At 65.9% G+C, this 22447-nt stretch carries 20 protein-coding genes and 1 pseudogene; 7 read left to right on the top strand and 14 right to left on the bottom strand.

All coding sequences use genetic code 11. The annotated features are described in order from the left end of the window. Positions 1-50: 50 nt before the first annotated feature. The 5 genes from pcaG to ACHMXB_RS16890 form a co-directional block, all read right to left on the bottom strand. Positions 51-641 (bottom strand): protocatechuate 3,4-dioxygenase subunit alpha, encoded by a 591-nt coding sequence (gene pcaG / locus ACHMXB_RS16870; protein ID WP_395400185.1) that lies wholly within the window; start codon positions 639-641, stop codon positions 51-53. Further along, complete coding sequence (gene pcaH, locus ACHMXB_RS16875; protein WP_395400187.1) at positions 634-1527, bottom strand: protocatechuate 3,4-dioxygenase subunit beta; 894 nt, start codon at positions 1525-1527, stop codon at positions 634-636. Before pcaH ends, pcaG begins: the two co-directional genes overlap by 8 nt. A gap of 52 nt (positions 1528-1579) precedes the next feature. After that, the gene (locus ACHMXB_RS16880) at positions 1580-3481 is read right to left on the bottom strand and encodes a bifunctional sugar phosphate isomerase/epimerase/4-hydroxyphenylpyruvate dioxygenase family protein (RefSeq protein WP_395400189.1); all 1902 of its coding nucleotides are present in this window, start codon (positions 3479-3481) and stop codon (positions 1580-1582) included. Further along, positions 3481-4362 (bottom strand): shikimate dehydrogenase, encoded by an 882-nt coding sequence (locus ACHMXB_RS16885; protein WP_395400191.1) that lies wholly within the window; start codon positions 4360-4362, stop codon positions 3481-3483. Before ACHMXB_RS16885 ends, ACHMXB_RS16880 begins: the two co-directional genes overlap by 1 nt. Before the next feature lie 159 nt (positions 4363-4521). Next, entirely contained in the window at positions 4522-5370 is an 849-nt protein-coding gene (locus ACHMXB_RS16890; RefSeq protein WP_395400193.1) for an IclR family transcriptional regulator, read from the bottom strand. Between the two features lie 226 nt (positions 5371-5596). On the opposite strand from ACHMXB_RS16890, the gene ACHMXB_RS16895 reads away from it, so the two are divergent. After that, a complete protein-coding gene (locus ACHMXB_RS16895; protein WP_395400195.1) occupies positions 5597-6916 on the top strand; it encodes an MFS transporter in 1320 nt (439 codons plus the stop codon). A 106-nt stretch (positions 6917-7022) separates the two neighbouring features. Here the strand turns inward: ACHMXB_RS16895 and ACHMXB_RS16900 are convergent, their stop codons facing one another. Next, a complete protein-coding gene (locus ACHMXB_RS16900; protein WP_395400197.1) occupies positions 7023-8135 on the bottom strand; it encodes an ATP-dependent DNA ligase in 1113 nt (370 codons plus the stop codon). A gap of 118 nt (positions 8136-8253) precedes the next feature. On the opposite strand from ACHMXB_RS16900, the gene ACHMXB_RS16905 reads away from it, so the two are divergent. Next, a complete protein-coding gene (locus ACHMXB_RS16905) occupies positions 8254-9225 on the top strand; it encodes a TIGR03885 family FMN-dependent LLM class oxidoreductase (RefSeq protein ID WP_395400200.1) in 972 nt (323 codons plus the stop codon). Then, positions 9222-10916 carry an alpha-amylase family protein gene (locus ACHMXB_RS16910; RefSeq protein ID WP_395400202.1) on the top strand — a complete coding sequence of 565 codons (1695 nt, stop codon included), beginning with the start codon at positions 9222-9224 and terminating at the stop codon, positions 10914-10916. Before ACHMXB_RS16905 ends, ACHMXB_RS16910 begins: the two co-directional genes overlap by 4 nt. Before the next feature lie 19 nt (positions 10917-10935). Here ACHMXB_RS16910 and ACHMXB_RS16915 read toward each other — a convergent pair whose 3' ends face one another. Beyond that, positions 10936-12720, bottom strand: coding sequence for an alpha-glucosidase (locus ACHMXB_RS16915; RefSeq protein ID WP_395400204.1), 1785 nt, complete (start codon positions 12718-12720; stop codon positions 10936-10938). A gap of 295 nt (positions 12721-13015) precedes the next feature. Here ACHMXB_RS16915 and ACHMXB_RS16920 point away from each other — a divergent pair, with 295 nt between their 5' ends. Beyond that, a complete protein-coding gene (locus tag ACHMXB_RS16920) occupies positions 13016-13252 on the top strand; it encodes a hypothetical protein (protein ID WP_102972536.1) in 237 nt (78 codons plus the stop codon). 5 nt (positions 13253-13257) lie between these two features. Here the strand turns inward: ACHMXB_RS16920 and ACHMXB_RS16925 are convergent, their stop codons facing one another. From ACHMXB_RS16925 to ACHMXB_RS16955, 7 genes are all read right to left on the bottom strand, one after another. Beyond that, positions 13258-13545 carry a MoaD/ThiS family protein gene (locus tag ACHMXB_RS16925; protein ID WP_395400206.1) on the bottom strand — a complete coding sequence of 96 codons (288 nt, stop codon included), beginning with the start codon at positions 13543-13545 and terminating at the stop codon, positions 13258-13260. Between the two features lie 9 nt (positions 13546-13554). Beyond that, positions 13555-14685 carry a WD40/YVTN/BNR-like repeat-containing protein gene (locus ACHMXB_RS16930; RefSeq protein WP_395400208.1) on the bottom strand — a complete coding sequence of 377 codons (1131 nt, stop codon included), beginning with the start codon at positions 14683-14685 and terminating at the stop codon, positions 13555-13557. A gap of 75 nt (positions 14686-14760) precedes the next feature. Further along, positions 14761-15048: a hypothetical protein gene (locus ACHMXB_RS16935; protein ID WP_395400210.1), complete on the bottom strand. Its 288-nt coding sequence runs from the start codon at positions 15046-15048 to the stop codon at positions 14761-14763. Between the two features lie 224 nt (positions 15049-15272). After that, the gene (locus ACHMXB_RS16940; protein WP_395400212.1) at positions 15273-15581 is read right to left on the bottom strand and encodes a hypothetical protein; all 309 of its coding nucleotides are present in this window, start codon (positions 15579-15581) and stop codon (positions 15273-15275) included. Positions 15582-15665: 84 nt separating this feature from the next. Beyond that, positions 15666-16307, bottom strand: a complete 642-nt coding sequence (locus ACHMXB_RS16945; protein ID WP_395400214.1) for an RraA family protein — start codon at positions 16305-16307, stop codon at positions 15666-15668. 31 nt (positions 16308-16338) lie between these two features. Beyond that, positions 16339-17328: a hydroxyacid dehydrogenase gene (locus ACHMXB_RS16950; protein ID WP_395400216.1), complete on the bottom strand. Its 990-nt coding sequence runs from the start codon at positions 17326-17328 to the stop codon at positions 16339-16341. Between the two features lie 10 nt (positions 17329-17338). Beyond that, positions 17339-18652, bottom strand: a complete 1314-nt coding sequence (locus ACHMXB_RS16955) for an MFS transporter (protein WP_395400218.1) — start codon at positions 18650-18652, stop codon at positions 17339-17341. A gap of 158 nt (positions 18653-18810) precedes the next feature. Here ACHMXB_RS16955 and ACHMXB_RS16960 point away from each other — a divergent pair, with 158 nt between their 5' ends. From ACHMXB_RS16960 to ACHMXB_RS16970, 3 genes and pseudogenes are all read left to right on the top strand, one after another. Beyond that, the gene (locus ACHMXB_RS16960; protein ID WP_395400220.1) at positions 18811-20403 is read left to right on the top strand and encodes an IclR family transcriptional regulator; all 1593 of its coding nucleotides are present in this window, start codon (positions 18811-18813) and stop codon (positions 20401-20403) included. A gap of 391 nt (positions 20404-20794) precedes the next feature. Then, positions 20795-21094, top strand: a pseudogene (locus ACHMXB_RS16965) (transposase); the annotation flags it as partial. A gap of 211 nt (positions 21095-21305) precedes the next feature. Next, on the top strand, positions 21306-22250 hold the full coding sequence (locus ACHMXB_RS16970; protein ID WP_395400222.1) for a helix-turn-helix transcriptional regulator: 945 nt from the start codon (positions 21306-21308) through the stop codon (positions 22248-22250). Positions 22251-22447 lie beyond the last annotated feature (197 nt).

Raw genomic sequence — 22447 nt, forward strand, 5'->3', positions numbered from 1 at the left:
CCCGGCATTGCCGGAAAGGCCACCGCCGGCGCCCGCTGCCTGGAAGCCGGTCACTTTGCGGCGCCCCCGGTTCCGGTTCCCTCGAAGTCGAGGAAGACGGTTTCGCCCTCACCCTGCAGCCGGATGTCCCAGGTGAGCCCGCCGTCGGCGTCGCGGCGCGCGATCAGCGTCTTGCGGCGCTCGGGGTCCAGCGAGGACAGCAGCGGGTCCTTCGCCAGTGCTTCCTCGTTCTCCGGCAGGTAGACGCGGGTGAAGAGGCGGTTCATCAGGCCGCGGGCAAAGACCGCGACGGAGATGAACGCTGCTGCGCCGGGTTCGGTGGGGCCCGGGTTCACCGTGGTGAACGTGTAGATGCCGGTGTTGCCGACGGCGCTGCGGCCGAAGCCGGTGAAGGTGTAGCCGTCACGGACCAGCGAGCCGGTTTTGTGCACGATGTTGCCCTCGGAGTCCGGCTGCCAGATTTCGAGGATGGCGTCCGGAATCGTGTGCCCGGCGCCGTCGTAGACGGTGCCCTGCAGGCGGATGGAGCCCGGGGATCCGGGCGCCAGCAGTTCGCGGTCCTTGTCGTAGGGCAGGGCGTAGCCGTAGAACGGGCCGACGGTCTGGCCCGGGGTGGGAACCAGCTTGGTGGAGTTACTCATGGTCGTCGCCCTCCGCGCCCAGCGCCTCGTTCTCGGTCCAGGTCCGCTTGGAGCCCGTCAGGACGATGTCCCAGTTGTAGCCCAGGGCCCATTCGGGCTGGGTCAGGTCGTGGTCGTAGGTGGCCACGAGGCGGTCGCGGGCATCCTGGTCCACGATCGACTGGTAGATCGGGTCCAGCGGGAAGAGCTGGTCGCCCGGGAAGTACATCTGGGTGACGATCCGCTGCGTGAACTCCTGGCCGAACAGCGAGAAGTGGATGTGCGCGGGACGCCAGGCGTTGAGGTGGTTCTTCCAGGGGTAGGCGCCGGGCTTGATGGTGGTGAAGCGGTAGGAGCCGTCCGGGCCGGTGATGCAGCGGCCCACACCGGTGAAGTTGGGGTCCAGCGGTGCGGGGTGCTGGTCGCGCTTGTGGATGTAGCGGCCGGAGGAGTTGGCCTGCCAGATCTCCACCAGCTGGCCGGCTACCGGGCGGCCGTCGCCGTCCAGCACGCGGCCGGCGACGATGATGCGTTCGCCCTGCGGTTCCCCGTTGTGCTGGATGGTCAGGTCCGATTCCAGGGCATGGACGTCCTGGTGGCCAAAAGCCGGGGAGTACAGCTCGATGGTTTCCGGGTCCGCGTGGTGCAGGCTCTTGGTGGGGTGGCGCAGGAGGCTGCTGCGGTACGGCGCGAAGTCCAGGCGCGGCTGGGTTTCCGGCGCCGCACCGTCCTTCAGCGCCCGGGCGTAGGCATCTCCGATGGCCTTGATCTCGGCGGTGAGATCCTGCTGGGTTTCCACGCGCGGCTTCTCTGCCGGTGCGGCGGCCGGGGTGGCGGGTACTGCGTCCGACAGGTCCTCGGTCAGCGCGTCGGCGTTGTACGTTGCGAGATTCACGTCTTCAGGCACAGCAGCCTCCTTTCCATCTGTGGTTGGGCAATCTTTTTTGATTGGGCTGTGGTTACTTGGTCAGTTGGTGCAGGTGGTCGTACTGGACGGCGTGGCGCACCGGCGCGTTGGGTGCCCCGTAGCCGTCATAGTTGCCGCGGCGTTCCACCATTTCGAAGAACACGCTGCCCACCGTGGCGGTGTAGAAGTGCAGGAACTCGCCGTCGGCGTCGCGGTCGTACAGCAGGTTGAGGTCCCGGAGGGTGTCGAGGAAACCGGGCTCGAGGTCGAAGCGCGCGTCCAGGTCTTCGTAGTAGTTCTCCGGGATCTGCAGGAAGGCCAGTCCCCGGGCGCTGGCGGCGCGGGCTGTTGCCACCAGGTCATCCACCGCGAAGGCGATGTGCTCCTGGTAGGTCTTCCGCGGGGCCGTTCCCGAATCCGCGCCGTCCTGCTGGATGACCGGCGCCAGGTTCAGGACGAGGCGCACGTCCCGGTCCGTCGTCTGCATGACCTGCGACCGGACCAGCCCGCTGGGGCTGGCCACCTCGGCGTATGGCTGCGGCTCCAGCGCCAGGGCGCTCGTGTAGAAGAGGACAGCCTCGTCGAAGTGCTGCCACGGCTGGGCCAGGTTCACGTGGTCGATCACCGCGGTCCGGGCGCCGGATGGAACCTCCAACCCCTGCCCGAATTCAGCAGTCCAGGCCGCCGTCCCGTCCGGGTTGCCCTGGCACAGGAAGATCTCGGTGGAGTCCGGGGCGGCGAAGCCCTGGAACACTTCCTCGTTGGCCTGGCTCTTCCGGGGAACCACGGGGGCCTTGAGCTGCTGGGCTCGGGCCGAGGCAATCACCGGGGAGTCGACGTCAAAGCCGAGGGCGGCAATGGCGGGTTCAGCCGCGGCGGGCGCCTGTTCGTTGATGATCACCCGAGCGTGCCCCAACGTCCAGAGCTGGACGTCCTTGGTGCGGTGGCGTCCGTTGAACTCGAAGCCGAGCTGGCCGAGCACCTTTTCCAGCACTCCGGTGTCCGCGGCCTTGACCTCGGCGAAGTTGAAGCCGGCAGGCTCTGCCACCTGCGGGAGGGTGGCCAGTTCCATGGGATAACGACGGCGGGATGCCGCCTGCCTGCCGGCGGCACCGGTGGCGCCGAAGGAGGCACTGTCCAGCCACTTGGCGCTCTGCTCCTCCAGCCAGATCAGCGAACGCATGGCGTCGACGGCGGTGCGTTCGACGTCGGACTGGCGGAAGACGTCGTTGAAGACCTCCAGCGACACCGGCCCGGTGTAGCCGGCGCGGACCACGTGGCCCATGAACTTGGCGAGCTCGAACTGGCCCTCGCCCGGGAAGACGCGGTAGTGCCGGCTCCACGAGAGCACGTCCATGGAGAGCTCGGGGGCGTCGGCAACCTGCACGAAGAAGATCTTCTCGGCGCTGATGTCCTCGATCGGCGCGGTGTCCCAGTCGCGGGACAGGATGTGGAAAGAGTCCAGGCAGGTGCCGAGGTTGGGGTGGTCCACCGTCTTCACGAGGCGGTGGGCGTGCTCGTAGTCGTTGACGTACCTGCCCCACGCGAGCGCCTCGTAGGCGACCTTGACGCCGTGCTCACCGGCGAGGTCTGCCAGGGCGGCGAGCTGCTCGGCGCGGAGTCCGTCGTCGTCGATCGTGGCGGTGGCCACGTTGGTGCAGACCAGGATGGTGTCCATGCCCAGCCGGGACATGAGCCGGAACTTGGCCTCGGCCCGGCGGAGGTTGGCGGCGAGCAGGTCCTCGGTCACGCTGTCGAAGTCACGGAACGGCTGGTAGAGGTCCAGCGTGAGGCCCAGGTCGGCGGCCATCTTGCGGACGTCCTCGGGGCTGAGCGATGAGGTGACCAGGTCCTGCTCGAAGATTTCGATGCCGTCGAAGCCCGCGACGGCGCAGGCCTGCATCTTTTCCTTCAGCGTGCCGGAGAGGCAGACGGTGGCGATTCCGGTGCGCATCAGACGGCCACCTCTTCCGCCGCAATGAGCTCCAGGAAGTGTGCGCGCATGCGTTCGGCGTCGGGCTCGAGTCCGGTGAAGATGCGGAAGGCGTCGGCGGCCTGGCCCACGGCCATGCGTCCGCCGTCGAGCACCTGGCAACCTTTGGCCCGCGACTCGCGGACCAGCTCGGTTTCGATCGGGCGGTAGACGATGTCCGCCACCCAGTGCCGGGGCTCCACGAGCGCCATGTCCAGCGGGGTGCCGGGGTGGGCGGCCATGCCCACGGGGGTGCAGTGCACCAGACCGTCAGCGGCAGGCATCAGCTGCGGCAGCTCCGCCGTCGTGCGCGCGGTGACGGTGCGGTCCGGGAAGAAGCCGGCCAGCTCGGCGGCGCGTTCGGCGCAGCGCGCCGGATCCATGTCCACGAGCTCCAGCGTCTGCACGCCGGCGGTGAGCAGGGCGTAGGCGACGGCGGATCCGGCGCCGCCCGCTCCCAGCTGCACCACGCGGTCCAGCTTGGCGTCGGGGAGACCGGAGGCGAGGGCGGCTGCAAAGCCGGAGAAGTCTGTGTTGTGGCCGATGAACCGGCCGTCCTGGATCACGACGGTGTTGACGGCGCCGAGGCGCTCGGCGTCGGGGGCGATCTCGTCGAGGTGCCCGAGGACCAGCTGCTTGCACGGGTGCGTGATGTTCAGCCCGTTGAAGCCCATCCGGTAGGCGCTCTGCAGCAGGTCGCCGACGGCGGTGGCCGGCAGGTCGAGCTCGTGCAGGTCGATGGGCCGGTACAGGTAGCGGACGCCCTGGACGTCGCCTTCGCGCTCGTGCATCGACGGCGTGAGCGACGGCATCACGCCGTCCCCGACAAGTCCTATGAGGTAAGACTCGGTTCGATTGCTCATGCGTGCGGCTCCTTTGACAACGGCACTCGGCCGGCTTGGGCGCCTGCTGCGCCCCCTGCTGGCCGGGTGATATGGATAACGGTACAGGAAAAGTTCATATGATGCACTCTTGTTCTAGATACGAACAAAATAGTTTTGGCTGGCCCTTTTCGCAGCGGCCTAGCGCTGCGGAAGCCGGGCGGAAAGCTCGACGGCGGCCGCCTGCAGCAGGGGAACCAGGGCCACCAGCGCCTCCATGCTGAGCCGGAACACCGGAACAGCGGTGGCCAGGGACGCGAAGGCGACGCCCTGGGAGTTGAAGACCGGCACGGCGATGGCCCGCATGCCCAGTTCATTTTCCTCGTCCATGACCGCGTAGCCCTGCCGCCGGACCTTCTCGATCTCGGCGCGGAAGGCGTCGCGGTCGGTGATGGACAGGGCGGTCAGCGGCTCCAGCGGAAGCTCCTCGAGCAGCTTCTCCCGGTCCTCGTCCTCGGCGAAGGCGACGAGTGCCTTGCCGACGGAGGTAGTGTGGAGCGCGCCGAGAAAGCCGGGGTCGCTGGTCACACGGAAGGTCTGCGGGCCGTCCACCTTGTTCACGGTGAGGTGGTGGATGCCGTCGCGGACGGACAGGATGGTGGCCTCACCCGTCTGCTCGGTGACCCGGCGCAGGATGGGCAGCGCCGTGCCGGCAAAGCCGTGGTGGTTGGAGACCCGCTGGCCGAGCTGGAATATGCGCAGGCCGAGGTGGTAGCGGCGCCCGTCCGGCTCGTAGTCGACGAAGCCCTCGCGCGTGAGCGAGCCGAGGAGCCGGTAGGTGGTGCTGAAGGGAAGGTCCGCCCGGCGCGAGATCTCCGCCGCGCTGGCTCCGCGGGGCTCATCCCCCAGCAGGACCAGCAAACCCAGCGCCTTGCCCACCATGTCGGTGCGGGATTCGCCCTTGGCAGGTTTTGTTTCTTCGGCGGGGGTTTCGGCTTCAGCGGGGACATTTGAAGAGGCGTCTTCGCCTGTGGCTTCCTTCACACTCATGAGTCGATGTTGCCACAATGTGAGAGCTATTTCTAGATCGTGATCAAGTTTCTTGACAGGTGACTGCCCTCACAGCCATCATTGCTGTATCGCACAAGTAGCTCTCACCATGTGGCTACTGAGTCCGGGTCTTTCCAAGGACCTCCAGCTGCCCCTCCCCCAACAAGGACTGCGGCCGCGACCCCTGATCTGTCCCGCGACAACGTCGTCCCCCTGAAGGAACACCATGAGCCAGACCACCCAGTCCACAACGGCGGGCACTGCTGCCCCGGCCGGGACACCGAAGAAGGCAGCCCTTGCCAGTTTCCTCGGCAGCGCCGTCGAGTACTACGACTTCTTTATCTTCGGCTCCGCAGCCGCACTGATCTTCCCGCACGTGTTCTTCCCGAACGCAGACGCCAATGCCGCCATCATGTCCTTTGCGACGTTCGGCTTTGCCTACATCGCGCGGCCCGTCGGCGCCGTCATCCTGGGCCACTTCGGCGACCGTGTGGGCCGGCGCAAGGTCCTCATGTTCACCCTGGTCCTCATGGGTGCCTCCACCTTCCTGATCGGCTGCCTGCCGGACTTCAACACCGTGGGCTGGTGGGCGCCGGCGCTGCTGGTGCTGGCCCGCCTGTGCCAGGGCCTCTCGGCTGCCGGTGAACAGGCCGGCGCATCCTCCATGACCCTGGAGCACGCTCCGGACAACCAGCGCTCCTTCTTCACCTCGTGGACCCTCACCGGCACCCAGGGCGGCCAGATCCTGGCGGCGCTCGTCTTCATTCCGGTCCTCGCCCTCCCGGACGAGATCAAGTACGGCATCGGCTGGCGGATCCCCTTCTGGCTCAGCGCCGTGGTGGTGATGGTCGCGTTCTTCATCCGCCGCACCCTGCACGAGCCGCCGGCCTTCGAAGCCGCCCAGAAGTCGGCCCAGATTGCCAAGCTGCCCGTGGCAGACCTGCTCAAGGCCCACTGGCGCGACGTCCTCCGCGTCATCTGCTGCGCCTTCATCTCCGCCGTCTCCACCGTGTTCGGCACCCTCGCCATCAGCTACGCCAAGACCGTCGCCGGCGTGGACGGCACCATCACCCTCTGGCTCGTGGTGGGCGCCAACCTCGTGGCCCTCGGCACCCAGCCGCTCTTCGGCAAGCTGGCCGACCGGATCGGCCGGAAGCCGGTCTACATCTACGGCGCCCTGTCCAGCGCGGCCCTGGCCCCGCTGTTCCTGCTCAGCCTCGAGTCCGGCAACGTGCCCCTGATGTTTCTGGCCGCCATCGCCTTCTTCTCCTGCGGCTATGCCGCCGCGAACGCCGTCTGGCCGTCCTTCTACGCCGAGATGTTCAGCACCAAGGTCCGCTTTTCCGGCCTGGCCATCGGCACGCAGCTCGGCTTCCTGATGGCCGGTTTCGCCCCTGCCATCGTCGCGGCCATGGGCGGCATCAAGCCCGGCGGCTGGGTGCAGATCAGCATCTTCACCGCCGTCATCTGCGGCGTCGCCGCCATCTCGGCCCTGACGGCCAGGGAAACCTTCAACGTTCCCACCAAGGAGCTGGGGCTCAAGTAGCCCAACTCAGCCCGCCTACCTAGCGTGCGTCCCGCCGTCGTGACCCTGTTTGCTCCAGAAACCGGGTCACGACCGGCGGGTCGCGGCGTTTTGGGCCGATTTGGTTTCAAAGAAGGTCACGACGGCGGGCCGCCAGGGTTCTTACTGGCGCTCGGGTGGCGAGCACCTCGGCGAGGTCGAACTTCACCGGTTCCTCGAGCTGTTCATACGTGCAGGACTCCGGGTCCCGGTCCGGCCGCCAGCGGACGAACTGCGCCGTGTGGCGGAACCGCTCGCCTTCCATGTGGTCGTATTTCACTTCCAGCACCCGTTCCGGCCGCAGCGGCGTGAAGGACAGGTCTTTGCCCGCGCTCCAGCGGCTGCCCTCCGCGTTGCGGGGTGTCCTGGTGCCGTCCTCCTGCTTGGCCCAGGCCCACGGGTGCTCGTCGAAGCTGGTGACCAGGGGCTGGAGTTCCTCGAAGAGCTCCTTGCGCCGCTTCATCGGAAAGGCCCCCACCACGCCCACGCTGGCGAGTTCGCCGTCGGGTTTGTACAGGCCCAGCAGCAGCGAGCCGATCGCGTCCGGGCCGCTCTTGTGCACGCGGTAGCCGGCCAGGACACAGTCGGCGGTCCGTTCGTGCTTGATCTTGAACATCACACGCTTGTCCGGCTGGTAGGGCCCGTCCAGCGGCTTGGCAATGATCCCGTCGAGTCCCGCGCCCTCGAACTGGTGGAACCACTTCACCGCCAGCTCCGGATCCTGGGTGGCAGCGGTCAGGTGGACCGGGGCGCTGGCGGCGGCGAAGGCCTGTTCCAGGGCGGCGCGCCGCTCGGCGAAGGGCCGGCCGCTGAAGTCCTCGTCGCCGAGGGCCAGCAAATCGAAGGCCACGAAGCTTGCCGGCGTCTGCTCGGAGAGCATCTTGACCCTGCTGGCGGCGGGGTGGATCCGCTGCTGCAGGGCGTCGAAGTCCAGCCGGTCCCCGGAGGAGCCCACCAGGACGATCTCGCCGTCGAGCACGCATTTGGGCGGCAGGTTGGCCTTCAGCGCCTCCACGATTTCGGGGAAGTAGCGCGTCATCGGCTTCTCGTTGCGGCTGCCGATCTCCACGTCGTCGCCGTCGCGGAAGATGATGGAGCGGAATCCATCCCACTTCGGCTCGTAGCTCAGGCGGCCTTCGGGGATGGCGCCGACCGATTTGGCCAGCATGGGGGCGACGGGGGGCATAACCGGCAGCTGCATAGGCCCCATTCTTGCCCGGCACCCGTCCGGGCGCCACCCCCTCGGCCGCCCTCGTCGCACACACCGCGACTCGCCACCGCCCTCGACACGGCCCCCACCTCGCCGGTAGACATTAACGATGGCAGCTATCGGTTTCCACGCATCGCACGAACAGATCAGCCCCGGCCAGCTCCTGAAGGACGTGCAACGTGCCGAGGAGGCCGGCTTCGACGCCGCCATGTGCTCGGACCACATCGAACCGTGGTCTGCGCGGCAGGGGCACTCGGGCTTCGCGTGGTCCTGGCTCGGGGCTGCCCTGGCCAGCACCAACCTGCGCTTCGGCGTGGTCACCGCACCAGGACAGCGGTACCACCCGGCCATCATCGCGCACGCCTCGGCCACGCTGGCGTCCATGTTTCCGGGCAGGTTCTGGATGGCTCCGGGCAGCGGCGAGAACATGAACGAGCACGTCACCGGCGACCCCTGGCCGCTGAAGGAGACCCGCCAGCAACGGCTGGAGGAGTGCGTGGACGTCATCCGCCGGCTGCACGCCGGCGAGGAAGTCACCCACCACGGCCTCGTCACCGTGGAGCAGGCGCGGATCTGGGATGTGCCATCGCCCCCGCCGCCCCTGATCGCACCCGCCATCAGCGTGGAAACGGCCCGCAGGGCAGCGGGCTGGGCTGACGGCCTAGTGACGGTGAACCAGCCGGCCGAAAAGCTCACCGAAATACTGGCGGCGTACCGGTCCGAGGGCGGCCAGGGGAAGGCCGTGCTGCAGATCCACCTGTCCTGGGCTCCCCGGGAGGAGGACGCCGTCGCCATTGCCCTGGACCAGTGGCGTTCGAACGTCTTCGCCCCGCCCGTCCCCTGGGATCTGCCGACGGCGGCGCACTTCGACGGCGTCAGCACCGACGTCGGGGAGGCCCAGGTCCGGAAATCGGTGAACGTCTCCGCCAGCCTGGACCGCCACGTGGAGTGGCTGGGCGAGTACCTGGAACTCGGCTTCGACGAGCTGTACCTCCACTTCGTGGGGCAGGACCAGGCGCCGTTCATCGACGCCTTCGCGGACAGCGTCCTGCCGCAGCTGCGGAAGGTGCCGGTGGCATGAACATCGCGGAGACATCGGACCTGTGGTGGAAGACCGCCGTCGTCTACTGCCTGGACGTGGAAACCTTCTTTGACCACGACGGCGACGGCACCGGTGATTTCAGCGGCCTGACCCAGCGCGTGGACTATCTGGCGGCGCTGGGCGTGAACTGCATCTGGCTGATGCCCTTCTATCCGTCACCGGACCGGGACGACGGCTACGACGTGACGGACTTCTTCGACGTCGACCGGCGGCTGGGCACGCTGGGCGACTTTGTGGAGTTCATCCGTACCGCGAAGGACCGTGGCATCCGGGTGATCGCGGACTTCGTGGTCAACCACACCTCCAACCAGCACCCCTGGTTCGTCGAGGCCCGCAAATCGGTGGACAACCCGTACCGGGACTACTACGTCTGGCGGAGCGATCCGCCGCCGGACACGTCCTCCGAGGTGGTGTTCCCTGGCGAGCAGACCTCCATCTGGACGCAGGACGACGCCACCGGCGAGTGGTACCTGCACATGTTCATGGAGCACCAGCCGGACCTCAATGTGACCAACCCCAAGGTCCGCAACGAGATCGCCAAGGCCATGGGCCTCTGGCTGGAGCTCGGGCTCGACGGTTTCCGGCTGGATGCGGTGCCGTTTTTCCTGGAGACCCGCGGCGCGCCCAAGGACGAGGCGGCCACCATCGACCCGCACCACTACCTCAGCGCTCTGCGCAGCTTCGTCAACCGGCGCAACGGCGGGGCGGTCCTGCTGGGCGAGGTGAACCTGCCGTACAAGGACCAGCTGGAGTATTTCGGCGGGGCGGAAGGCAACGAGCTGAACATGCAGTTCGACTTCATGGCCATGCAGCACATCTACCTGTCGCTCGCCAGGCAGGACGCCCGCCCGCTGGCCGAGACGCTGAAGACGCGCCCGCAGCTGCATCCGGACAACCACTGGGCGATGTTCGTCCGCAACCATGACGAGCTCACCCTGGACAAGCTCAGCGACGGCGAGCGGGAGGAGGTCTTCGCCGCCTTCGGACCGGACAAGAACATGCAGCTCTACGGCCGAGGGCTGCGGCGCAGGCTGCCGCCGATGCTGGACGGCGACGCCGACCGGATCCGGATGGTCTACTCCCTGATGTTCTCCCTGCCGGGCACGCCGGTGCTCTTCTACGGCGAGGAGATCGGCATGGGCGAGGACCTGCGGCAGAAGGGCCGCGCGGCCGTCCGCACGCCCATGCAGTGGAACGGCGAAAAGAACGGCGGCTTCTCCAGCGCGAAGGTGTCCGAGCTGGTGGTCCCGCTGGCCCGTGGGGAGTACGGCCCCGAAAAGGTCAACGCGGCCAGCGCCAAACGGGACCCGGAGTCGCTGTGGAACTTCATGGTCACGCTGATCCAGCGGTACCGCGAATCACCGGAGCTGGGCTGGGGCGAGTTCGCCGTGCTCGAACAGCCGGAACCGGCCGTGTTTGCGCATCGCTGCAGCTCGGCGGAGACCACGGTGGTGCTGCTGCACAACTTCGGCGAGGAGCCGGTCAAGGTCGCCGCGAACGTCGCATCCGGGGACAGTCCGCCGCGGGCCTTCCGGGACGCCATCCTGCTGGACCTGTTCGACGGCGGGAACGTACCGTTGGAGGCCGACGGCGGGTTCACCGTTGAGCTGGGACGGTACGGCTACCGCTGGTTCCGGGTCCACCGGCCCGGCGACCGCCTGGCGCCCTAGAGGCGCCAGGCCTTCGGACCTAAAGGTCCCGGCGGAACACCTTCACCTCCCACGGGCGCAGGTCCAATGGCTGCAGTTCACTGGCGTGCGGCGGGTAGTTGCCCAGCACCAGCTCCGCCGCTCCCCGGCCGTCCAAGCCGCCGCCGCTAAGCCAGCCGTCGTCGAGTTCGGCCGTCCGGGCGGTCCCCGAAAAGTTGCCCAGCACCAGCAGTTCCGCCTCCGGAAGCGAGCGCGTGAACGCGTAGACGTGTTCGTCGTCGGGCAGCAGCATCGTGAAATCCCCGTAGGCCACGACGGGGTCTGCATGCCGGAAGGCGATCACCCTGCGGTAGAAGCTGAAGACGGAGTCGGGGTCGTCCACCTGGGCGGCGGCGTTGATGGTGTTCGCGTTGGGGTTCACAGCTATCCAGGGCGCCCCGGTGGTGAAGCCGCCGTGCCTGCTGGCGTCCCACTGCACGGGTGTCCGGGCGTTGTCCCGGTTCAGCGGCGCGAGGGCGGCGAGGACCTCGGCGTCGGTGTGGCCCAGGTGCGTGGTGGCCTCGCGGTGGTGGTTGAGGACTTCGATGTCGCGGTAGTCGCTGATGGCGCCGAACGCCATGTTGGTCATGCCCAGCTCTTCGCCTTGGTAAACGTACGGCGTGCCGCGGTGCAGGTGCAGGACGGCGGCCAGCATCTTGGCAGACAGCTCGCGGTACTGCCCGTCGTCGCCGAACCGGGAGACGGCGCGGGCCTGGTCGTGGTTGCCCCAGTAGAGGCTGTTCCAGCCGCGCTCCGCGAGCCCTTCCTGCCAGCGGCCCAGAGACTTTTTCAGGTCGGTGAGCAGCAGCTTCTTGGGCCGCCACTTGTTGCCGCCCTCCTGGTCCAGTGCCACGTGTTCGAACTGGAACACCATGTCCACCTCCCGGCGCCCGGGATCCGTGAACAGTGCGGCGTCCCCAACGGTGACGCCCGGCATTTCTCCCACGGTCAGCAGGTCCTTGTCCCGGCCTGCGAAGACCTCCTGGTGCATCTCCTGCAGGAACTCGTGGATGCGCGGGCCGCAGATGAAGTGCGGGCCGCCGTCGCCGTAGAGCATGCCTTCGGCCTGCGGGCCGTCCGGCAGCGACTGCTCCTTGGAGATGAAGTTGATGACATCCATCCGGAAGCCGTCCACGCCGCGGTCCAGCCACCAGTTCATCATGTCGTACACGGCGGCCCGCACCTCCGGGTTTTCCCAGTTGAGGTCCGGCTGCTTCCTGGAGAACAGGTGCAGGTAGTACTCCCCCGTCCCCGCGTCGTACTCCCAGGCGGGCCCGGAGAACGCCGAGCCCCAGTTGTTGGGTTCCGCACCCGGCATCCCAGGAGTAGGTGCACCCGGCCCGGCACCCTCGCGGGGCGGCCGCCACCAGTACCAGTCCCGCTTGGGGTTGTCCTTGCTGGAGCGGGACTCCGCGAACCACGGGTGCTCGTCCGAGGTGTGGTTCACCACCAGGTCCATCACCAGCTTCATGTCCCGCGAGTGCAGGCCGTCCAGCAGTTCATCGAGGGTCTCCAGGCTCCCGAACACGGGATCGATATCGCGGTAGTCGCTGATGTCGTAGCCGTTGTCATCCTGCGGCGAGCGGTACACCGGCGAAAGCCAGACGACGTCGACCCCCAGCTTTTGCAGGTAGTCCAGCTTGCCGATGATCCCGCGGAGGTCGCCAACGCCGTCGCCATCCGAGTCAGCGAAGCTGCGCGGATAAATCTGGTAGACCACGGCACTCTTGAACCACTCCCTACCGGCGCGGTAGGCCGCTTCTGCCTCGGTTTCCTGCGTGGTCATCGCTGGCTCCTCCTGGTCGACGGTGGCGGGCTGCTGGCCCACTGAAAGTCTTGTTCCAGAAGAATCGGCGGTCAATGGTTGACACTCGAGGGCTTAGCCGGGTGTTGTGCGTGCTGCTTACTCGCCGTACCTCAGACTGCCGAGGAACGAGTCCAGCTGCTGACCTGCGGAAACCGCTTCGGCGCCGGAAACTAACCGGGCGCTAACGGGCAGGAAACGCGTGCGCAACAATGCCAGGCCACACTTGGTTGTGCCGGCAATTGCAGGCACCAGCTCCAGCTCAGGAGGCCACGCCATGTTGAAGGAAGCCAAACCCCACATCACCCGGGTCCGTGCCCTGGACCAGCTGCATCGCGGCGACGAGATCGAGGCCCGCCTGTCGGTAGGCCCCAGCTATGACGACGTCATCGTCCGCCGCGGCAGCGTTCAGGAGACAGCCCCGGGCATCGGCGTCGTGTGGATCATGGATCATCACTCGGGCATGCGCAAGGCCATCAATACGGACGAATGCAGCGTCTGGCGGGTCGCCTGAGCCAGCTAGCCGCCAGCCACCGACTGAATAATCAGCACTTCCTGGCCGGCAGAAACTTCCGTTTCCAGGCCGCGGAGACGCCGGACCTCCTCACCGTTCACGTAAATATTCACGTAGCGGCGGAGCGCACCCGTCTCGTCCCGCAACCGCCTGGCCAGAACCGGATAGGTCCCGGTCACGGAATCCAGCACGGAACCCACAGTCACCGCCCCGTCGGCGGGTGTAGTCAGTATGGACTGCCCGCCGGCGAGCGGCTGGAGGACGCCGGGAAGGACCACGCTGATCTCAGCCACTGCACTTCCTCATGCGGGAGTCCCCGCTGTAACCGAGGCTCCGGCCACAACGGCAGCGCGGACGCACAGCACATCGGGCAGGTGGGACGCCACTTCCGCAAAGGTTTCTCCTTCGTCGGCGCTGGCGTACACCGCGCCGCCGCGCGTTCCGAAGTAGACCCCGGCGGGTTCCGCGGAATCCACGCCGGCCGCATCACGGAGGACGGCATTGAATTCTGACTGCGGCAGCCCTGAATCCAGGCGCTTCCACGTCGAACCGGCGTCGTCGGTACGGTGCACGGCGAGCTTTCCGTCCGGCGGGATGCGTTCGCCGTCGGCTTTCAGGGGAACAACCCAGGCCGTGCCTGCCCGCCTGGGGTGCGTCAGCATGACGAACCCGAAATCGGCGGGCAGGCCTTCCGCTATCGATTCCCAGTTCTCGGCATTGTCGTCGGTGCGGTACACGCCGTGGTGGTTCTGCGCGTAAAGGCGGCCGTCGACGGCGGCATCCGCCGCAATCTTGTGCACGCACTGGCCGAATTCCGGGTTGGGATCGGGCATGAAGTAGGCGGAGATGCCTTTGTTCCGCGGCTCCCAGGACGTCCCGCCGTCGAGCGAGCGGTAGACGCCTCCCGTGCTCATGGCGACGTGCACGTTCTCCCCGGAGGGGTTGACCACGATCGAATGGGCGGCGGCGCCGCCGTAGCCCGCACCCCATTCGCTGCGGTGCGGGTGATCCCACAGTCCGCGGTTCAACTCGAAGTGCTCGCCGCCGTCGGTCGATTTCCACACCGAAATCGGCTCCGCACCGGCCCAGACCACCCCCGGGCGGGATTCGGCGTCGGGGTATATCTGCCAGATGCGTTCCACGGCGGCGTCGGTGCCTTCGGGGAACTTAATGGCACCCTGCTCGGGCTCAGTCCAGCTGGCGCCGAGGTCATCCGAGTGGGCAACGTAGGGGCCCCAGTGCTCGGACCGCACCCCCACCATGATGCGTGTGCGGCCGTCCCGCGTGTCGATTCCGATGCTCGGTATCTCGCTCATCAGGAAGTGCGGGCCGGAAAAGGACCATTGCTTCCGGTCCTGGCTGGTGGCCAGCCAGAGGCCCTTTTTGGTCCCGATCGCTAAGACGAAACTCTCTGAGGCATTCATGCACCCCATGCAACCACTCCGGCGGAGGGGCTGCAATGGTTTCAGCCCCCACGGGTTTGTCTGGGTTCGTTGCCGGGGCGGTACCTAGGACCCGGTCCTCGCCCCGGCTTTGGCGGTGCCGGCTTTGGCGGCACGGCGGTTCCGCCACCACCGGCGGAGCAGGTCGGCGGCGGCCAGGATTCCGGCCAGGGGCGTCAGGACGGCGGCGGCGTAGACAAAGAGCAGCCAGGTCAAGGTGGCGATCGGGGGCTGGCTCCGGCTCAGCAGCGACAGGCCACCGAACAGGCCCGCCACCCAGAAGAGCACCACCAGCGCCAGCACGGCTGCCGCCGGAAAGTACTCGTTCCGCACCACCCTCTTCAAGGTTTCCACCACTGATCCTCCTGCGCCTTGCATCCCCATGAGACCAGTATGCGACGCAGACCCGCTGTCACGCAGACGGCACGGCGAACGTGTGATGAATACAACCGCTGCTTGGCCTGGCTACTGGTGGACCTCCAAGTAGGACTCCACGATGTTCGTGTCAGTTTCCGGAGTTTTCCGCACTGAATGTTCAGAGTCGTCTGCACGAGGGCGCTGGGCCCGGTGGGATTGCCTTATCGTGTGGCTCCGCTTTGGGTACTCCTGGTTGTCTTCGTGCCGAAGATCTGTTTTGTGGTCATCCGGTAGGAGAGCTCGCCGGAGAGTTCTTGTGGTGTTACCCAGACTTGGTGGCCTTGGCAGGCTTCGAACATTTGGCGTGGGTTGCTGCTGTCGGCTGTGATCCATAGTGCCGAGGAGTCTGGCATGGTGTCTTCTACGATGCCGGTTCTGATGACGTGTCCGTTGTGGCGGATTTCCACCAGGGCGTTGGTCAACAGGCTCCATTCAACGTGCTTGCGCGGGGCGGCTTCGTCTAGTGTCATGGGCTTTCCGTGTATAGGCCAAGAGTGGTGGCAGCCGGCTGTTGGATGCCACCACTCTTGTGGTGTTGAAAGGGCTGGGCGGTTTTAGGTTGTGGCAGTTTCTCGGATGCGGGACCGGATCTGGCGTTCGAGGTCTTCCTGTGCCGGGAGGGCCCGCAGGGTTTTGTTCAGTTCCGATTGGGGGATGACTACGATGCCGTCCTGATCGCCGATAACTACATCACCGGGGTTGCAGACGACGTTGCCGCAGGCGACGGGTTTGCCGACGTTGCCGGGCCCGTTTTTGGAGGGGCCGGCGGGGACGACGCCGCGGGCGAAGACGGGCAGGCCCATCTGGGTCATTTCCTCGATATCGCGGACGGCGCCGTCGATGATGACGCCGGTGACGCCTTTGTGGAGGCAGATGTCGGCGAGGATGCCGCCGAAGACTGACCGGTTGGTGATGCCGTTGCCGGAGATGACGAGCACGTCGCCGGGCTTGGCCTCGTCCAGGCCGCGGTGGATGGCGAGGTTGTCGCCTTCCCAGACCTGGATGGGCAGGACGGAGCCTGCGAGGCGTGCGCCGGGGGTGAGGCACCGGATGTCGACGGACATCATGTCCAGGCGTTTGCGCACATCGCCGATAAGCGCCGGTGGGTAGGCCGCGAGGGACTGGACGAGGTCCTGCGCGGGGCGGGGCCACTCGGGGTAGACGGTGATGTTCTCGGCGGAGGCTTTGATATACACGGTGTTTATTCCTTGCCTGGGGTTTAGGCCGTTATGCGACGAGCTTGCGGAGGTCTTTGGCGTTGACAGGGAAAGCGGGCGTGTCACCGGCGAGGACTGCCTGCACCTCAGCCCAGGATTTGGTCCCCGCTTCGAGGAACGCTTCCTGTGTCTGGCCCGCGATGTGCGGGGTGACGAGCAGATTCGGCACCTCACTGAGCTGAATGCGGTTCTGGGCGAGCGGGTTCTTCATGTCGATGCTTTCGGCTTCGAGCACGTCCATGGCTGCGCCGGCAATGTCTCCATCCAGCAGGGCCTGGACGAGGGCGTCTTCATCGATGAGCCCGCCGCGGGAGGTATTGATGACAACCGCGGTCTCCTTCATTCGGCCCAGTTCGCGGGCACTAATCATGTGCCTGGTGCTCGGAAGCAGCGGGGCGTGCAAAGTGATGATGTCCGCCCCGTCATAAAGGGTGTCCAGTTCCACCAGGTCTGCTCCGGCTGCGGCTGCGTCTTCAGCCGTGGCGATCGGGTCTGAGGCCAGGACGCGCATTCCAAAGGCTTTGGCGATGGCCGCAACGCGCTTGCCGATCGCGCCGAAACCGACGATGCCCAGCGTGCGGCCGGACAGTTCGAAGCCGACCAGGTCGCCGCGGCCTTTTGCCCAGTTTCCGGCCAGGACGCGGTTTGCTGCTGGCACGATCTGGCGTGTGAGGGAGAGCAGGAGGGCGAAGACGTGTTCGGCGACTGCGTTGCTGTTCGAGCCAGGGGTGCTGGTGACCCAGACGCCTTTCTCGGATGCTGCCGCCAGGTCCACGTTGTCGGTGCCGACTCCGTGCCGGGCGATGATCTTCAGGCGGGGGGAGGCTTCGATCATGTCGCGGGTGAAGATTTCGGCCCGCAGGATGACGGCGTCGATGGTGTCGCAGACGTCAGGGTAGTTCACTTTGCTGGGCCCGTAGCCGACGTGAACGAGGGCGTTTTTGCGGATCTCCCGCATGACGTTTTCGTGGATGACGTCGGAGATGTAAATCACGGTCACGGTGTGGTGCCTAACGGTAGAGGTGTGAGGACGGGTCGGTGTTGGCCTTGACCGTGAGTCCTACGACGAGGAGCCCGACGAGTCCGGCGGCCACCAGCACGAAGGCGGGGACGAAGGTGTTGCCGCTGAGGTCGATAAGCCAGGTGGCGAAGTAGGGGCCGGCTCCGCCACCGATGACCGCGCCAACGCTGTGACCGAAGGCAACACCGGTGTGCCGGATGCGCGTGGGGTAGAACTCGAGCATGGAACCGTAGGTTCCGGCCTGGCAGAGGGCGTAGGGGATGATGCCCAGGCCCAGCCCGAGCAGCGCCAGTCCGAAGGAGTGCTGGTTCATCAGCGCGAAAGAGGGAATGGAAATCACGGCGTAGGCGATGTAGGACCAGATGAGGACCTTACGGCCACCAATGCGGTCACCGAGCTGTCCGGCGAAGGGGATGAGGAACGCGGCAAACAATACGGCGATGAGGACGATGGTCGCTGCTTCGCTCTTTTTGAAGCCGAGGACTTCGCTGAAGTAGACGGCGACGAACACGGTCCCGATGTAGGTGCCGAGGTTCTGGACCAGGGAGATGGTGGTGACCTTTGCCAGGGCCTTCGGGTACTTGCTCAGGACTTCCCGGAAGGGCTTCTCAGACGTGCTGTCCTTGGTCTTGATAGCGGTGAACTCGGGGCTGTCTTCGATCTTGAGGCGCAGGATGAGGCAGAGAATGCCCAGCGGGAGAGCGAGCAGGAACGGGATCCGCCAGCCCCAGTCGGCCATTGCTGCCGCGGGCATGGCTGCAGCGGCGAGAGCCGCCAGGCCGGCGGCGAGGCCCTTACCCAGTTGGGCGATAGAGGGGATCATCGAAACGTACAGCGAACGGCGCTTCGGCTCGGCCCACTCGCGGATGTACGCCGCGGCGCCGCCGATCTCGCCACCGGTGGAGAATCCCTGGAGCATGCGCAGCAGCACGAGCAGGATCGGCGCCAGAATGCCGATCTGCGCGTAGCCCGGCAGCAGGCCGGTCAGCGTGGCCGCGACACCCATGCAGGTGATGCTCGCGATCAGGCTCAGGCGGCGTCCGCGGCGGTCGCCCAGGCGGCCAAAGAAAACCGCGCCCAGGGGCCGGACCACGAAGGCCGAGCCGAACACCAGCAAGGTGTTTAGCAGCGACATCAAGGGGTCATCACCCGGGAAGAACACCGTGGCCAACGTCGCGGCCACATAGCCGTACACGCTGAAGTCGTAGTACTCGATGAACGTTCCGAAGGCGGCAACGCCGGTGGCCTTCTTCGCTTTGGCGCGCCGCTCCAGGTCCGGAGTGACGATGGTGGGTGTGGACATTCGAAGACCTCTCTGTCTAAGATTAGAAAAATGGGACGGTGTCTCATTTGGGGGATTGATTAATAGAATGCCTGTGTTCCAGACCACTGTCAAGCGGCAGGCGTTAGTGAGTGCGGGCGGCCCGGAAAGCAGGAGACCGATCATGAAATACTGCGGGTATGGACCAGGGTGACCAGGCAGCGCAGCGGGACGGCTCGAAAGAAGTCGTGGCCATCATCGAGGCCGTCATCGGACGTGCCGGCTTTGGCTGGGGCGTCCGGGAACTCGCCGAAGAGCTGGGGGCGAGCCGGAGCACAGTGAACCGCATCCTTGCCCGTCTGGTTGAAGAACGCCTGGTCTCCCGCGACCCAAGCGGCGCGTACATCCTCGGGCCCCGGTTGAAAGTTCTCTCCGCTGAACTCCAAAAGCGGCACCCCCTCTTCACCGAAGGGACCGGCATCCTTGCAGGCCTCTCCCGGGCCTCCGGTGCAACAGCACTGATGGCCATCGAAACGGGAAACCCGGAAGAGTGCTTCGTCCTGGCCTCCCTGGAACCTGACGCCCCTGTGAGGTATACCCTCTCGCCAGGAACCAGCGTGCCCACCCACGCGGGCGCCTTGGGAACGGCAATTCTGGTCCGGCGCGGGACAGCAGGACTGCCCAAGGAACTAAAGAAGTACACCGAAGAATCACTCGATAGCCGCACCCGCATCGAAAACGCCCTGCAGAGCTATGCATCCATCGGTGCAGTCGTCAGCATCGGGCAACACATACCCGACGCCGCTGGCATCGCCGTCCCCTTCACCGTCAATGAACGCCTCCTAGGATCACTTTCCCTGTCCAGGCCCCGCAATGAGTTCAAAGAGGAAGACATCGGACCCGGTGCGGAGATGCTCCGAGAAGCTGCAAACAAGGTGGAAGCACTCCTCAAAAGCCGACGACCCAGTTCAGCTGCCGGGACCGCCGTTCCCGCAGCCGAATCCAACACCCTCATTCAGCGGATTGCCGCGGCCCTCACGTTCTTCTGCGCCGAACCCCTGGCCGAACTGACCGTCACCGACCTGGCTTCGCTCTGGGGAACACGATCTGTAGCCACACGGAGGCTCGCAGAATCGGCCTGCGACGTGGGCGTGATGATCAGGCTGGACGACGGAGCCTGGGCAATAGGACCCACCCTGCTGCGGTGGTCCGCCTCCATCAGCAAAAACCACGACCTCTCGGAAATTGTCGACGAAGACCTTCAGGCCCTCAGCGAAATTACAGGCGAAACCACAACCCTCGCCCTCTACGACGCCGGCAACGGACGCGCACACATTGCCAGGACCCGGGCCGGTGCCAGGAACGTTCGATACGTACTGGAAGAAGGATCCGAAATTCCCTTAACAGCCGGAGCGGCCGGCAAGGTAATCTTCGCCCACTTGCCGGAGAACGCCGGCGCGGGCCTCAATGTCGAGCCGGCCGTCGGGCTAGAGGAACTCAAGACGATCCGCTCCCAGGGATGGGCGGTCACCGACAGCGAAAGGGTCCCGGACGCCCGTGGCATCGCGGCCCCGTTTTTTATTGACGATGACATCGCAGGTTCTGTTGCCGTGACCGTCCCCAACCACCGCGTCGCCGGTACTCCCGATGCCGAACTAACCCAGGCCGTCGTCGCAACCGCCAGCAATCTCTCACGTCTCCTATCGGTGAAAAGTCCGAAGGCAGTCCGTTCAAACGACGACCACGCAACAGTCACCCCAAGCACAACGAAGATACTCGCCCCTACTACCTAGCAGTCGAACAGTCCGTGGGCAGGGGCCGCAAGGCCGTCCGGTGAAAGTGCCCGCATCGGAGCCCGGCGCTGGCCACGAGACGTCGCCTTCCTCGGCGACAATGACAACACGCTCCTGGGCTACCCGCTCCCCCCTCCGCTCCACTGGCAGCGTCGACGGCTCCGTCGTGCGTCACTCCTTATGCCCGCCGGGATCCCCAACGCGACCTACCGGGAACTCGCCGCACAGGCCCGCGAACTGTTTCCCTCACCCTGGAACGATGCGATCCTCGACAGCATCGGACGGCGGGCGGTCATCGGAACACCCGGGACTGTCGGAATAACGGTGGATCCATGGTTGGCCTGACACGCCGGGCGGCGCCTGGCGGGGAGGACTCATCATGAGCGACACCATGGATCCCATGGCGACTGATGTGGATCAGCAAGAGTTAGCGCAGCAGCTCCTGGCCCAGGCCAGGGAACAGGGCATCGACCTCGTCGGCCCTGACGGGCTGTTGAACCGGCTCACGAAAAACGTTCTGGAGACCGCGTTGGAAGCGGAAATGGACGAACACCTCGGATACGAAAAACACGACGTGTCCGGGCGCGGGAGCGGGAACTCCCGGAACGGCACCCGGACGAAGACCGTGCTGACCGAGATCGGGCCCGTGGAGATCGACGTGCCCAGGGACACCGGCTCGACTTTCGATCCGTCTTGGCCAGGTCGACGCCCATGCCGCGGGCGGCTCCGGTGATGAACCAAACGTCGGTCATAGGATGATGCCTTTCTAGGATTGCAACCCGGCGCTCCCGGGCTGGCTGGTGTTTCAAGTCAACCGGCCAGCGCGTGGGCTAACGAGACCCTACCTAGAGGTTCCCTGGCAGGGACCCGCTAGCGGGCGCGAGGTGGAGTACCTTCGAGCCATGGACAACCAGGACGACCTCAGCCAGTTCCTCATCTCGAGGCGGGCCAAGCTGACCCTGCAGCAAGCCGGTCTGCCTGACTTCGGCGGGCGGCGCCGCGTCCCTGGCCTGCGGCGAGAAGAAGTAGCACTGCTGGCCGGTATGAGCTCCGAGTACTACAAACGCCTAGAACGGGGCAATGCCAAGGGAGCGTTGGAAGCCGTTATCGATGGCGTCAGCCGTGCCCTCCAATTGGATGAGGCCGAGCACAGGCATCTCTACGAACTCATCCGTGCAGCCAACGCAGGGGCGCACCCGCACAGCAGACGCCCGGCACGCAAAACGCAGGTCAACCCGACCCTGCAACAGACCATCGACGCGATGTCCACCGTCCCGGTGTTCGTGCAGAACGGCCGGCTGGACGCAATAGCCACCAACCGCCTCGGCCGGGCCCTCTTCTCAGAGATGTTCGAGGACTCCCGACAGCCCGTGAACGCAGCACGTTTCGTGTTCCTCGACGCCAGGGCACAGACCTTCTACCGGGACTGGGAATCCAACACCCGCCAGATCGTCGCTCTCCTCCGCGTCGAAGCGGGCCGTTCCCCCCATGACCGTCAGCTCAGCGACCTCGTTGGCGAACTCTCAACCCGCAGCGACCTCTTCCGGAAACTTTGGGGAGCCCATGATGTCCGTGAACACCGCGCCGGCATCAAAAGTGTCCGCCACCCCGTCGTTGGCAACCTCGACCTGAACTACCTCGGGCTGGACCTAGCCGCCGACCACGGCCTCCAGATGCTGGTGTTCTCCGCGCAACCAGGCTCCGCTTCCCAGGACGGACTGCAGCTGCTGGCCAACTGGGCCGCTACAGATAGCGTCGAGCTTAAAGCCAAGGACGAGCAGCCACTAACCGCCTCTCTGGGAATTGATGCTGGAATCCTAAAATCTAAAGGGCCTACCGTCTCATAACCCTAGGGTTATGAGACGCCGCACCCGGTCCTAGTGGCCCGCTTAGGGGCAGTGCTTGAATTCTCGCGCCATGCTGCACATCTGGCGGCAGCCGATGATTCTCGTAACTATGTCTCTAAACCTTCTTGATAAATCGCTGAATCCACCGTTGGTTACGAGGCACCCGTTCAGGTGAACTTTCGGTACCCCTGACATGG

Origin of the sequence: Arthrobacter sp. UC242_113, assembly GCF_044054585.1 — a bacterium.
In the GTDB taxonomy this organism is placed as follows: Bacteria; Actinomycetota; Actinomycetes; order Actinomycetales; family Micrococcaceae; genus Arthrobacter.

Coding starts and splice junctions, on each gene's coding strand:
- pcaG (WP_395400185.1), bottom strand. CDS start 641: ATGAGTAACTCCACCAAGCTGGTTCCCACCCCGGGCCAGACCGTCGGC.
- ACHMXB_RS16880 (WP_395400189.1), bottom strand. CDS start 3,481: ATGCGCACCGGAATCGCCACCGTCTGCCTCTCCGGCACGCTGAAGGAA.
- ACHMXB_RS16885 (WP_395400191.1), bottom strand. CDS start 4,362: ATGAGCAATCGAACCGAGTCTTACCTCATAGGACTTGTCGGGGACGGC.
- ACHMXB_RS16890 (WP_395400193.1), bottom strand. CDS start 5,370: ATGAGTGTGAAGGAAGCCACAGGCGAAGACGCCTCTTCAAATGTCCCC.
- ACHMXB_RS16895 (WP_395400195.1), top strand. CDS start 5,597: ATGAGCCAGACCACCCAGTCCACAACGGCGGGCACTGCTGCCCCGGCC.
- ACHMXB_RS16900 (WP_395400197.1), bottom strand. CDS start 8,135: ATGCAGCTGCCGGTTATGCCCCCCGTCGCCCCCATGCTGGCCAAATCG.
- ACHMXB_RS16905 (WP_395400200.1), top strand. CDS start 8,254: ATGGCAGCTATCGGTTTCCACGCATCGCACGAACAGATCAGCCCCGGC.
- ACHMXB_RS16910 (WP_395400202.1), top strand. CDS start 9,222: ATGAACATCGCGGAGACATCGGACCTGTGGTGGAAGACCGCCGTCGTC.
- ACHMXB_RS16915 (WP_395400204.1), bottom strand. CDS start 12,720: ATGACCACGCAGGAAACCGAGGCAGAAGCGGCCTACCGCGCCGGTAGG.
- ACHMXB_RS16920 (WP_102972536.1), top strand. CDS start 13,016: ATGTTGAAGGAAGCCAAACCCCACATCACCCGGGTCCGTGCCCTGGAC.
- ACHMXB_RS16930 (WP_395400208.1), bottom strand. CDS start 14,685: ATGGGGTGCATGAATGCCTCAGAGAGTTTCGTCTTAGCGATCGGGACC.
- ACHMXB_RS16940 (WP_395400212.1), bottom strand. CDS start 15,581: ATGACACTAGACGAAGCCGCCCCGCGCAAGCACGTTGAATGGAGCCTG.
- ACHMXB_RS16955 (WP_395400218.1), bottom strand. CDS start 18,652: ATGTCCACACCCACCATCGTCACTCCGGACCTGGAGCGGCGCGCCAAA.
- ACHMXB_RS16960 (WP_395400220.1), top strand. CDS start 18,811: ATGGACCAGGGTGACCAGGCAGCGCAGCGGGACGGCTCGAAAGAAGTC.
- ACHMXB_RS16970 (WP_395400222.1), top strand. CDS start 21,306: ATGGACAACCAGGACGACCTCAGCCAGTTCCTCATCTCGAGGCGGGCC.